Here is a 13,269-nt window from a genome sequence, read left to right on the forward strand (position 1 = left end):
TAGTTGATTAAACTAGTCAAACGGATGTCATTATGGTCGGTCTTTGCAGCGGTTTTATTTATGATCGTGCAAATTATCGCAGATTTATATCTGCCCACATTAACATCTAATATCATTAATGACGGTGTCGCTAAAGGAGATATTAACTATATTTGGAGTACAGGAGTTGTCATGTTAGGCTTTTCTTTGATTAGCATTGTCGCTTCTATTGGAAATACCTTTTTTGCCACCAAAGAATCACAAAGTTTAGGTAAAAAATTACGGACTGATATTTATCGAAAAGTTGAAAATTTTTCTAATAATGAATTTGACAAATTTGGGACAGCTTCGCTAATTACACGAACAACCAATGATGTCAATCAGATTCAAATGGTTATGCAAATGTTTTTACGTTTAATGATTAACGCACCTTTAACGTTAATTGGTGCAAGTTTTATGGCGTATAACAAGGACCCACAATTAACGAAAATTTTTCTATATGTTTTACCAATTATGGCTGTTTTAGTGGGAGGTATCATGTTTTTAGCGGTTCCGTTATTTAAAAGCATGCAAAAGAAAACCGACCGTTTAAATTTAGTTTTTCGTGAAGGACTGACAGGAGTTCGTGTGATTCGGGCCTTTGGCAAAGCAAACTATGAAGAACAACGTTTTGATGAAGCCAATAAGGATTATACACAAACGGCGATTAAAGTGAATACGATTGTCGCTTTGATGATTCCTTTAATGACACTCATTATGAGTGGTACCAATATTGCAATCACCTGGTTTGGCGGTCATTATATTGCGGAAATGCAACTAGAAGTAGGGAACTTAATCGCCTTTATGACTTATGCCATGCAAATTCTGATGAGTTTCATGATGCTATCCATGATTTTTGTCATGGTACCGCGGGCGCAAGCTTCTGCTGATCGGATTAATGAGGTGCTAAATACTGATTCAGAAATCAAAGATGTACCCAATCCAGAACTACTCTCTCTAAAAGGCGACAAAGCAACATTGGCGTTTGAACATGTTAATTATCGTTACCAGCATGCTGAAAACTTAGCACTGGAAGATATAGATTTTTCAGCAAAATCTGGGGAGACGGTCGCGATTATTGGTGGGACTGGTTCTGGGAAAACAACGCTGGTTAATCTTTTACCACGCTTTTATGATGTTGAATCTGGCAAGATTTTGCTAAATGGTAAAAACATTAAAGATACGTCACAGCATAATTTACGAGAAATGATTGGCTTTGTACCGCAAAAGGCTGTTTTATTTACAGGAACGATTCGTGAAAATATGCAATACGGCGCCCCAAATGCGACCGATGAAGAAATTTGGCAAGCCTTAGAAATTGCGCAGGCGAAGGCGTTTGTTTCAGAATTGGCAGAAGGTTTGGATAGTCATGTCGAACAAGGCGGCGGTAATTTCTCTGGCGGACAACGCCAGCGGTTGGCTATTGCTCGTGCTTTAGTAAAACCAGCAGATGTCTATGTTTTTGATGATTCCTTTTCTGCATTGGATTTCAAAACAGATGCTAATTTAAGAAAAGCCTTAAAAGAGCAGATGACGGATGCAATTGTCGTTTTAGTAGCCCAACGTGTAAGTACGGTTATGGAAGCATCGACAATTTTAGTATTAGACGAAGGGAAATTAGTTGGTAAAGGAACGCATGAAGAGTTATTAGCGAATAACCAAACGTATCAAGAAATTGTACATTCTCAATTGAGAGAGGAGGACCTTGCATGAGTAGTCGACCAAAAGGCGGACCAATGGGCGGTGGACCAGGACGCAACATTGGCGCAAAAGGGCCAAAACCAAAAAATTTCTGGAAAACAGTGAAACGTTTATTTCGATACATGTCTAAACGAATGCTGTCAATTATTGCTGTCTTAGTATTAGCAATTGCAGCCGTCGTTTTCCAAATTCAAACACCAAAAGTATTAGGACAGGCAACAACTGAAATTTTTAAAGGCGTCATGAAAGGCGCTGCTGAAATGAAACAAGGCTTAAAAATAACATCTTTTCCAATTGATTTTGACAAAATTGGTCAAATTTTATTAATTGTTATTGCCATGTACCTTATTTCTGCTGTCTTTAATTTCTTGCAGCAAGTAATTATGACACGTGTTTCACAGCGAACAGTTTATGAATTACGTCAAGAATTAGAAGCGAAAATGAACAAAGTTCCAATTTCCTATTATGATACTCATAGTAATGGGGACATTATGTCACGGGCAATTAACGACATGGATAATATTGCGAGTACTTTACAACAAAACTTAACCCAATTAATTACCAGTATCGTGACATTTGTGGGTGTACTTTGGATGATGCTGACCATTAGCTGGCAGTTAACACTAATTGCCTTAGCAACAGTGCCATTAAGTTTAATTGTTGTGATGGTTGTGGCGCCTCGCTCGCAAAAACATTTTGCGGCTCAACAAAAAAGCTTAGGATTATTGAATAACCAAGTCGAAGAAACCTACGGTGGTCACGTAGTAGTAAAAAGTTTCAACCACGAAGAAAGTGATCAAGAAGTATTTGAAAAAGAAAATGAAAAATTATACCATGCTGGTCGAAAAGCACAATTTATTTCAGCGATCATTATGCCTTTAATGAACTTTATCAAAAATCTAGGCTACGTGTTTGTTGCAGTCCTTGGTGGCGTAAAAGTAGCGAATGGTATGATGGATTTAGGGGATGTCCAAGCATTTCTTCAATATACCAATCAATTTTCACAACCGATTACTCAAATCGCTAATTTAATGAATACAATCCAAGCTACGGTGGCTTCGGCAGAACGTGTCTTTGAAGTATTAGATGAAGAAGAAATGGTGGATGAACCTTCTGGCATACCAGTGGAAACAGATAGTCCTTATCGTGTTTCTTTTGAACATGTTGCTTTTGGCTATTCACCAGAGAAATTATTAATGAAAGATTTCAATTTAAATGTTAAACCTGGGGAAATGGTCGCAATCGTGGGCCCAACAGGTGCTGGGAAAACAACCCTAATTAACTTATTGGAACGCTTCTATGATATTAGTAGCGGCAGCATCAAATATGATGGCGTAGATACGCGCGATTTATCTCGCGAAGAGTTGCGAGCACACTTTTCAATGGTTCTTCAAGATACTTGGTTGTTCACTGGAAGTATCTATGACAATATTCATTATGGTAATGAGCAAGCGAGCGAAGAAGAAGTGATCCGTGCGGCGAAAGCAGCCCATGTGGATGATTTTGTCAGAAAATTACCAGAAGGCTATCAAACGATTCTAAATGAAGAAGCCAGCAATATTTCTCAAGGTCAACGACAATTAATTACAATTGCTCGAGCATTCTTAGCAAATCCAGACGTTTTAATTTTGGATGAAGCCACCTCAAGTGTGGACACTCGAACAGAAATACTGATTCAAGCAGCAATGAATCGTTTATTGGAAAATCGGACCAGCTTTGTAGTCGCTCATCGCTTGTCGACTATCCGTGATGCCGATACGATTATCGTTATGGCAGAAGGTTCAATTGTAGAAACAGGAACCCACGATGAATTAATGGCGAAAAACGGTTTTTATGCTGACTTATATAACAGTCAGTTTTCAGAAGAAGTAGCCTAAAAGGCGTAGCAAAAAAATAGTAATTCATGATGAGGCTTCAGGAACCATAGTCGTAAAGACTGGTTCCTAAAGCCTTATTTTTTTGACAAAAAGTTAGCGAAATTGAAAAATTTCTATTTTCTTTTGAGAAAAACAGGATATTACTTGATGAAATAGCAAGAGATGTATAAAATGGGAGAGAAGAAAATGGAGGTAACAGAAAAAATGACTGAATTTCAATTAGAAAAAGCTGCGACATTAAAAACAATTGCCATTCGTGCGAAAAAAGTTGGCGAAATGGTCGACTTTTATAAAAAAGTAATGGGTTTTGTTTTAAAGTCAGAAGAAAATAACCTGTCTATCTGGGGTACACGTGAAGCAGGAACGCAATTATTAATTTTAGAAGAAACTAGAAAAGCCGAAGATTTTCATAATGAAGAAAAGCAAATGGCTTATTTTTCAATTAAAGTTCCTACGGAAAAAGAATTTTTACAAATTGCTCAACGAGTGCTTGAGCAAGACTACCCAATTGATGAAAGTTTCCAAATTGGCACACGTCAAAGCATGTTCATTACTGATCTTGAAGGCAATCAATTTGAGATTTTCCACGATGAAGCAACAGCAAATTCGACTTCTGAAAAGCAACCAATTGTGCTTAAAGATCTTATCAGTGAGGACTTAGAGCCACATCAAGGGTTAGCCGCTGGGTCATATTTAGCGCATGTGCAATTAAAAACAAACAATCAAAAAGAAATAAAAGCATACTATGAGGAAGTTCTGGGTTTAAAACGCAATGAAAAAGATCAATTTGTTTTAGAAGATGGCAAAGCAACTATTGGATTCCAAAAACCTGAAACAAGTGAAGTGGATCAATTACCTGATCCACACTTAGGTTTAGATTTCTTTACCATTAAGCTCTCTGATCAAGAACATATTTTAGCAATGGAGCAACAATTAACGGCAAAAAATCAAGAGTTCTTTATTGACCAGAAAAAAGCGATTGTCACTGTGTTTGATCCAATTGGCTTGGAATGGTGGTTTGTCTTAAAATAAACGCTTAGACAGACAAAATAAGCTTGTTTTAGCAAGTCTGGAATAAAGTCGGAATAAAAGTTTAACGCTACTTTTGTTCGGGACTTATTCTAGACTTTTCCTTTAATATTAAAAATAGAAGGTGAAAAAATGTACGAAAAAACAAAGTGGAAAATTCAAAAAATGATGAAAAAAGGTGTTTTTTCGGGGGCTAGTTTTTGTTTCATTGAAGGTGAAAAAGAGGAGAGCAATTGTTGGGGACTCGCACAAGTAAAACCCACCAAAGAACAATTAACCTCGGCCATGCTGTTTGATGTGGCTTCTTTAACCAAAGTAGTCGGCACCACCACCGTTATTTTGCAATTAGTGGAAGAAGGAAAAATTATTCTAGATCAATCATTACAAACTTATTATCCCTCTTTTCAAGATTCTAATATTACAATCCGGCATTTGTTGACACATACGGCAGATTTACAAGGCTATATTCCTAATCGTGATCAGCTGAATGCCCAAGAATTAAAAGACGCCTACAATCATTCCTTTCACGCAGGCAAAGCAATGGGTGAAAAAGTCGTCTATACAGATGCAGGGACTATTTTATTAGGCTTTATGTTAGAAGAAATGTTCCAACAATCAATGATAGAAATTTTATCTGAGCGAGTATTGCTTCCTTTAGGGATGAACGAAAGTACGTTTCTACCAAAGAATCCTTTAAACTGTGTGCCAACAGAATTACATGAACAAAGAGGGTTGATTCGAGGTACAACCCATGATCCTAAGGCATTTGTTTTACGGGAACATGCAGGGAATGCTGGCTTGTTTAGCAATGTCTATGATTTAACAAAATTTGTTCGAATGTATTTAAATCGAGGCAGTTATCACAATCACCAATTCTTGAAAAAAGAGACAATTGATTTGTTACTAGTTAACCAAGTGCCAGCTGCAGATAAACCACGTTCTCTAGGCTGGGATTTTAAATATGATGTAGCTACGCAACGGCCATTATTATTCCATACAGGCTATACAGGCACTTTTTTGCTAATTGATGTGCAACAACAATCAGCGTTTATCTTTTTATCTAATCGAGTCCATCCAGAGGACCACCGGAACACTTATATCGAAGAAAGAGATCAGTTGTTGGCAACCTATTTAAAAGAGAAATCATCAGTTTCAGATGAAATGACTAGTTTTTAGTGATATAATGAGAGCGAATTCAATTTGGGAGGTCACAGTCAATGCAAGAACCATTATTTTTACAACCTGTTTTTCAAGAAAAAATTTGGGGCGGCAATCGTCTACACACGCTATTTGGTTTCGATTTACCGAGCGATAAAATTGGTGAAGATTGGGCCATCAGTGCACATCCACATGGCGTTAGTACTGTTTTAAATGGCGAATTTAAAGGAAAAAAATTAGATGAATTGTGGGCAGACCATCAAGAGTTATTCGGCCATGCAGGTGGCGCTGTCTTTCCATTATTAACGAAAATTTTAGATGCTGAAGATGATTTATCCGTGCAAGTTCATCCTGATGATGCATATGGCCAAAAACATGAAGGCGAGCTAGGCAAAACTGAATGTTGGTACATTATTGATGCAGAACCTGGCGCTGAAATCATTTATGGACATCACGCGAAAACAAAAGAAGAACTTGCAGAAATGATTGAAGAAGGTCGTTGGGACGATCTTTTAAGAAAAGTACCAGTGAAAAAAGGCGATTTTTATTATGTACCAAGCGGCACTATTCATGCCATCGGCTCGGGTATTTTAATTTTAGAAACGCAACAAAGCAGTGATACTACGTATCGGGTTTATGATTATGATCGAACAGATGATCAAGGAAAGACCCGGGAATTGCATATTCAACAATCCATTGATGTGACAACCGTTCCGGCGAAGGATCCTGACCTCTCTATTCAACAAGAAAATCAAGGACAATCAAGCATTGTTACTTATGTAAAAACAGATTTCTTTAATGTCTATGAGTGGCGTGTCAGTGGGATTCTAAAAGTCAAAAAACAAGCACCTTATACATTAGCAACAGTTATTGAAGGTGTGGGTCGATTGATTACAGAAGATGCTACAAAAGCAGATGTGGCTACTTTTGATTTGAAAAAAGGCGATAGCTTTATCTTTCCAACAGATATTCCGAGCTGGCGTTTTGAAGGTGATTTAACGATTATAGCTTCAGAACCTGGCAGTCGCTAAAAAAATGAGGAGATCATCAACAGATGATTTCCTCATTTTTTGGCATTAAAACAGTTTATTTTGTTATAAAGGAACGTTTAGGTAAGGCAGCGATAACAGCTGTGACGATGATGACTGATAGCAGACGATCCCCGTAATCTGTTATCAATTGAACCAACAGGACGCTTGCTAACTGATTTAAGCCTAAACCATATAAAAATTGGACAATTATGCTGGAGCCAGCAGAAGTAATTCCACCAAATAAACAAACTGTGATTAAGGAAGAAATCACTGTTCCTGGTATCGTTAACCACAACGTTTTAAATGGTAATTTGGTTACTTTTAACTGCTGATGAAGGAGCAAACCTGCTAAAATTCCTGTGCAGAGTTGGACAGGTGAATAATACAGAGAAAAGATATCCGTTGTCAATCCAGTTAGTAGACTTGTTAAAATACCTGTCAGTGCGCCAAAGAGTGGGCCTAATAACGCACCTGTAAAAATAGTTCCCGCACTATCAAGATAAATTGGTAAACGAAGGAGTAACGCAATGGTACTGCCAAGGTAATTTAAAGCAACACTAAAAGCGATAATTGTAATGATTCGTGGTGTTATTTTTTTCATGGTTGTCCCATCCTTAAATTTTTGAAATCTCTTTCGATCTCATCTATTTGTACATTTAAAAGAATGGATAGAAACTTCACGAAAAACTGTTGACTATCAACCGTAGTCAAGACATGACAATTAGCTGGTTGCTGCTGGAAATGATACTGATCGATCATTGATTGCCCCATAGCAATGCCGTCAGGAACAATTTGTCCGTAACTGGAAAAGCCTTGGCAGAGCGCAGGATCAATAAAATAAGCAACCGCTAAGGGATCGTTGATAACACACCCTAAAATACGTTCATATTTCCAATGAAAATCAAAATAAAATTGAGTAATCTCAGCGAGGTAATTCCCCATTTTGGGGTTGAGTCGTTGACAATAATTGAGAATTGTTGGTGTAAAAACAATTTCTCGTGTGACATCTAAGCCGACCATTTCGATTTTTGCACCTAATTTCTCAAAAACCCAAGCTGCTGCATCAGGATCACACCAATAATTAAATTCTGCAACAGGAGAGCAATTGCCGTGGCTTTTAAAGGTACCACCCATTGAGACAAAACGTTGAAGATTTCGCCCCAGAAGAGGTTCTTTTTTTAAAGCCAAAGCAATATTTGTTAAAGGACCAAGGGCAATGATTGAGCAATCGGTAGCTTGTTGAAAGGTTTGTGCTAAATAGTCAGCAGCGGAAAGCGCTTGTGCTTGGATTTTGCTAGTTCTGGGGAAATATGTTTCACCTAAACCATCCATGCCATGTGTATCTTGTGCACTAACAAATGGCCGTTTTAAAGGGCTAGCAGCCCCTTGGTAGACAGGAATATCTAAGCGATTAACTTTTTCCAAACATTTAAAAACATTTTCCACGCCAATCTCCACAGGGACATTTCCACAAACAACGGTAATCGCTTGGACATCTAGCTCTGGTGAAGCAAGTGCATACAAGAGAGCAAGCGTGTCATCAATTCCGGGATCACAATCAATAATTACTTTTTGCATTTTTTCCAATCCTCCTTTTTCGTTAACTACAAATGATAACTCTTGTTAAAAAAGCTATGACTTGAGTTAGTATTGAGAGATACTTAGTTTTTTATTCTGGGAAGTTTCCGAACCAGTCCGAGAAATTCTCGATTTTAAATGCACCTCTTTATCTTACTATATTTTGTAAAGATGTAAATAGTTGTCGGAGAAATGAAAAAGAATCTAGTCCTATATGTAGGAACTAGATTCTTCTTTTATTTATAAAGCGTTTCAGGAATAGCGATCGGTTCACCATATTTTTTCTCTAAAGCGGTCCGAATTAACCGAATCCCTAGATTTTTGTTGCGTGCTAAGATTGGACCGTGGAAGTAGGAGCCAAACACATTTTTATAGACAACGCCTTCGCCATTATCTTGACCGTTATTGCCTTTGCCTTGTTTGACTGTTCCTAAAGGTCGTTCACCTTCGCCTAAAAAAGTCATGCCATTATGATTCTCAAAACCATAATACGTTTCATCGAATTCTTCATTATAAATTTCGATATCACCAATGAAACGATTGTTGTCTTGGCTCAAAGTGTAATGATCTAATGCACCGATTCCTTTAATTTTTTCGCCTTGTGCGCCGACATAGTAATGTCCTAGAAGTTGATAACCACCACAGATAGCTAACAAGACGCCGTCATTTTCAATATAAGAAGTCAAAGCTTCTTTTTTATTCTGAATGTCTTCTGAGATGATCAGTTGCTCGAAGTCTTGACCGCCACCAACAAAGACTAAATCATATTTTTCGGGATCAAACGGTTCGTAGATACTGATAATTTCTGATCGGAAGGTAACGCCCATTTTTTCGGTTAAATATTTAAGCATCAATAAATTTCCGTTATCTCCGTAAGTATTTAATAAGTTGCCATATAAATGACAAACGACTAATTCTTTAGACACCATTCATTCCCCCTTGAATATACCCTTGGGCTGTTAATGATTTTCTTAATTGCAAAACAGCAGTATAGGTTGCCAAAATATAGACATGATCTGTCGGCAACGTTTTAATTTCTGAAATTACTTGCTCTAAATCAGCAATTTCTAGTAATTTTTCTTCAGGAATACCCGCAACTTTTAAACGCAAGGCCATATCTTCATGGCGATCACCGCCAGCAATTACTTTTGGAATGTCCATATCAGCAAAGGCTTCATGATTACCATCCCAAATCCAACTGACATCAATTCCATCTGCATAATTGGCATTTAATAATGAAACCAGCGAGAAAGAGTAAGGGGCTAAGCCCATCATATCAATGACCTGATTTAAACCAACGGGATTTTTTACTAAAACTAACGTACATTCTTTATCGCCAACTTTAATGGTTTCTTGACGCCCAAAAACTTTTTCATCATAAGCTAAACCTGCTCGGATTTTATCTGGTGCCACCTGATAATATTCTGCTACCGCTGTGGCTGCTAGCGCATTATAAACATTGTACATCCCACCAACAGCAATGCCGTATTCTTCGCCATCAATCACAAAATCAGCAGATGTGTTATCCATCCGGACCATTTCCGTTAACTGCACATCCAATTCAGGGCGTTTGAAGCCACAATTTGGGCAATAGTAATCACCTAAATTAGCATACGTAATCATTTTATAATGAAGAATATGATTACATTTTGGACATAAAACCCCATCTGTATTGTAATGAGCCAATTGCTCTTTCGGTGGTAAATGATTAAATCCATAGTATTTGCGAGGATTTACAGTTTCTTTTGAATTAAAAATTGGCGAATCACCATTGCACAAGATAGTTGCTTCAGGAGCAGCGGCGGCGCCTTCCATAATTAAGCGATACGTCGTATAAATTTCACCATAGCGATCCATTTGGTCGCGGAAAATATTCGTAAAAACAAATAATTTTGGTTGAATATATTTAGTGACACGGCTTAAACTTGCTTCATCAATTTCTAAAACCGCAAATTTCTTTTGTCCTTTTTTCGCCTTGGCATTTAAAAAAGTAGAGACAATTCCTTGCTCCATGTTAGCACCAGTTGGATTTGTTAATACCTCATCAAATTCTTGGCGTAAAATGTTAACAGTTAAAGCAGTTGTCAATGTTTTGCCGTTCGTTCCAGTGACTACGACAATTTCATAGTCTTTTGCCAATGTATCTAAAATTTTAGGATCGATTTTTAGGGCTAATTTCCCTGGGTAGCTACTGCCGCCTTTAAAAAATGTTTGTAAAACCCATTGCGAAGTTTTTCCTGCAGCAATTGCTAAATGACTTCGAATCCCCATTTGTTGTCCCCCAATTTCTATATCTTTAATTTTTCGTTATTTTAAATTAAACTCAATCTATCATACCATAACTAAAATAAAAAATTAATTCCTTTTACTTTTTCTTACTATTATTTAAAAAGTCTTTTAGAAAAAGTAGAATAGTGAAGGAAAAAAGAGAATAGACGACTTGTCTTAACAACAAATCGTCCATCGATTTCCATTTTTATTTCGCATCAATATAACTGTATAGCGTATATTTAGAAATATTGAAGAAGTTAGAAACTTTGTCCCCAGATTTAGTGACTAAGAAGGCGCCTTTATTGTTTAAAAATTGAATACACTTGATTTTATCGTCCTTCGTCATTAATGGGACCGGCTTGCCAACTAATTTGACTGATTCATGAATTAAATCGTCTAACAACTCATTAACATCCTGAGGAATGTAATCAGGGTCTTTATCTTCTTCAGGTTCTGCAGTGGAAATCAAAGATTTTAAGTTCGACTCTGCAGCAATCAATGTAGTGATGTCGTAGTTAATAGCAAAAATACCATCGAGTTGACCATTCTCATCTTTAAAATACATTGTACTAGATTTTAAAATACGACCATCATGGGTGCGGGTCAGATAGTTAATATGATCATTCAACTCACTAGGGTCTTTTTTTAAGGCTTCTAAGACTACTTGAGAAGGTCCATCGCCCAGATGACGAGAAGAGACATGACCATTTTCGATGGAAACAATAGAATTGTTAATATTGTCTTCATTGATTTGGTGGATAACGACTTCGCAGTTTTCCCCAAATTGACCAGCTAAACCTTTAGCAATTTGTGTTAAAAAAGTAAGTTTTTCGTCGGATAACATAAATAAGCTCCTTTCTAATGTGCCTGGCACAAACAGTTTTTATAAGATTGTGTCAAATTTAACATAATATTTTTAAATGGAATAGGCAGGGCTAAATCCTTTAATGTCGCGTACTACCTGTTCTGAAAAATAATGATAGCATGATAAAAATAATAATACAAGATAACGGCTGTCAAAATTCTAAAAAATATTTTTTAGGCGGCATTGTTTTTTTTAAGGTAAAATGATATACTTTAATCAAGTTAATGAGTTCGTTAGTAAAAAAGTGCAAGCGCTTCAAATACTTTTCGTAGGGAATATAGATTAGAAAAGCTAGACAAGCTATATTCGTGAATGATTGAGCGATTGATTTGTAAGCGTTTGCTACATCTGGGGAATAGGTTGGAAAATAGGAGGAGAATACATGTTATTAATTGGAAATGGGCGTTTAATCACTCGGGATGCGCAGAATCATTTTTTTGAAAATGGGTGTGTGGCGATTGATGGTCAAGTTGTGAAACAAGTCGGAACGACAGAAGAATTAAAACAAGCTTATCCAGAAGCGACATTTATTGATGCTAAAGGTGGAGTGATTATGCCAGGCTTTATTAACATGCACAATCATATTTATAGTACCTTTGCACGTGGGTTAAGTTTAACGAATTATCATCCTAAAAATTTCATGGATATTTTGGTAGATCAATGGTGGCGAATTGATCGTGCCTTGACATTAGAAGACACTTATCAAAGTGGTAAGGTTGCTTATTTAGATAGTATTCGCAACGGCGTTACAACTGTCTTTGATCATCATGCTAGTTACGGAGAAATTACAGGGAGTTTAACCCAATTATCTAATGCAGCGGACGAGTTAGGGATTCGAACCTGCCTTTGTTATGAAGTTTCTGATCGCGATGGTGAGCAGAAAATGCGGGAAGCAGTTCAAGAAAATGCCGCCTTTATTAAAGCCAGTTCCTTAAGAAATGATGATATGCAAAAAGCGATGATGGGTATGCATGCAGCCTTTACTTTATCAGATGCTTCTTTAGAATTATGTGCAGCCAATACGCCAGATGGGATTGGTTATCATATTCATATTGCAGAGGATTTAGCCGATGTTCATGATTCTTTGAAAAAATATGGGAAGCCGATTGTGAACCGATTATTTGATTTAGGAATTTTAGGAAAACAGACAATGGCAGGCCATTGCATCCATATTGGACCTCATGAGATGGAATTACTAAGAGATACAGACACAATGGTGGTCACGAATCCAGAGTCGAATATGGGGAATGCGGTCGGTTGCCCACCTGCGATGCGCATGTTTAATGAGTATGGTATTTTGATGGGTCTTGGCACAGATGGTTATACGAATGATGTGACGGAATCCTATAAGGTAGGAAATGTTATCCACAAACATCATTTAGCTGATCCAAATGCGGCTTGGGCAGAAATTCCCACAATGCTGTTTGATAATAATCCGCAAATGGCTAATCGCTATTTTAAAACAAAGCTAGGCGTTTTAGAACCTAATGCAGCAGCAGACGTCATTATTGTTGATTATCATGGCCCGACACCAATGACAAAAGAGAATTATAACATGCACATTTTATTCGGCATGAATGGTGGGATGGTCACTGACACGGTGATTAATGGAGAAATTCGGATGCGTAATCGTGAAGTTCAAGGAATTGATGAAGAGAAAGTTTGGCATGATGCGCAAACGCAAGCACAATCTTTCTGGAAACGAGTAAATCAATAGCTTTCATTATAAATAAAAGGAGTG

At 37.2% G+C, this 13,269-nt stretch carries 11 protein-coding genes and 1 riboswitch; of the genes, 6 read left to right on the plus strand and 5 right to left on the minus strand.

Features of this window, described 5'->3' with window-relative positions; genetic code table 11:
- Window positions 1-3 precede the first annotated feature (3 nt).
- From IGL80_RS04010 to manA, 5 genes are all read left to right on the plus strand, one after another.
- Window positions 4-1,731: an ABC transporter ATP-binding protein gene (locus IGL80_RS04010; protein ID WP_002356575.1), complete on the plus strand. Its 1,728-nt coding sequence runs from the start codon at window positions 4-6 to the stop codon at window positions 1,729-1,731.
- Window positions 1,728-3,596: an ABC transporter ATP-binding protein gene (locus IGL80_RS04015; RefSeq protein WP_002359616.1), complete on the plus strand. Its 1,869-nt coding sequence runs from the start codon at window positions 1,728-1,730 to the stop codon at window positions 3,594-3,596. Before IGL80_RS04010 ends, IGL80_RS04015 begins: the two co-directional genes overlap by 4 nt.
- Window positions 3,597-3,758: 162 nt before the next feature.
- Window positions 3,759-4,628, plus strand: coding sequence for a VOC family protein (locus IGL80_RS04020; RefSeq protein WP_002359617.1), 870 nt, complete (start codon window positions 3,759-3,761; stop codon window positions 4,626-4,628).
- Window positions 4,629-4,757: 129 nt separating this feature from the next.
- The gene (locus tag IGL80_RS04025; protein ID WP_002404865.1) at window positions 4,758-5,801 is read left to right on the plus strand and encodes a serine hydrolase domain-containing protein; all 1,044 of its coding nucleotides are present in this window, start codon (window positions 4,758-4,760) and stop codon (window positions 5,799-5,801) included.
- A gap of 41 nt (window positions 5,802-5,842) precedes the next feature.
- Window positions 5,843-6,814, plus strand: a complete 972-nt coding sequence (gene manA, locus IGL80_RS04030; protein WP_002359619.1) for a mannose-6-phosphate isomerase, class I — start codon at window positions 5,843-5,845, stop codon at window positions 6,812-6,814.
- Between the two features lie 55 nt (window positions 6,815-6,869).
- Here manA and IGL80_RS04035 read toward each other — a convergent pair whose 3' ends face one another.
- The 5 genes from IGL80_RS04035 to IGL80_RS04055 all read right to left on the minus strand — a co-directional run bounded on the left by IGL80_RS04035 (window position 6,870) and on the right by IGL80_RS04055 (window position 11,507).
- On the minus strand, window positions 6,870-7,415 hold the full coding sequence (locus IGL80_RS04035) for an ECF transporter S component (protein ID WP_002359620.1): 546 nt from the start codon (window positions 7,413-7,415) through the stop codon (window positions 6,870-6,872).
- Window positions 7,412-8,392: a nucleoside hydrolase gene (locus IGL80_RS04040; RefSeq protein WP_002359623.1), complete on the minus strand. Its 981-nt coding sequence runs from the start codon at window positions 8,390-8,392 to the stop codon at window positions 7,412-7,414. Before IGL80_RS04040 ends, IGL80_RS04035 begins: the two co-directional genes overlap by 4 nt.
- Window positions 8,393-8,469: 77 nt before the next feature.
- Window positions 8,470-8,514: riboswitch (PreQ1 riboswitch) on the minus strand.
- 114 nt (window positions 8,515-8,628) lie between these two features.
- Window positions 8,629-9,321 (minus strand): type 1 glutamine amidotransferase, encoded by a 693-nt coding sequence (locus tag IGL80_RS04045; RefSeq protein WP_002356583.1) that lies wholly within the window; start codon window positions 9,319-9,321, stop codon window positions 8,629-8,631.
- On the minus strand, window positions 9,311-10,663 hold the full coding sequence (locus IGL80_RS04050) for a Mur ligase family protein (RefSeq protein ID WP_002356584.1): 1,353 nt from the start codon (window positions 10,661-10,663) through the stop codon (window positions 9,311-9,313). Before IGL80_RS04050 ends, IGL80_RS04045 begins: the two co-directional genes overlap by 11 nt.
- A 205-nt stretch (window positions 10,664-10,868) precedes the next feature.
- Window positions 10,869-11,507, minus strand: a complete 639-nt coding sequence (locus tag IGL80_RS04055; RefSeq protein ID WP_002381503.1) for a helix-turn-helix transcriptional regulator — start codon at window positions 11,505-11,507, stop codon at window positions 10,869-10,871.
- Between the two features lie 403 nt (window positions 11,508-11,910).
- On the opposite strand from IGL80_RS04055, the gene ssnA reads away from it, so the two are divergent.
- A complete protein-coding gene (gene ssnA / locus IGL80_RS04060) occupies window positions 11,911-13,245 on the plus strand; it encodes a putative aminohydrolase SsnA (RefSeq protein ID WP_002359625.1) in 1,335 nt (444 codons plus the stop codon).
- Window positions 13,246-13,269 lie beyond the last annotated feature (24 nt).

The organism is Enterococcus sp. DIV2467a (assembly GCF_050532945.1).
Classification (GTDB): Bacteria; Bacillota; Bacilli; order Lactobacillales; family Enterococcaceae; genus Enterococcus; species Enterococcus faecalis.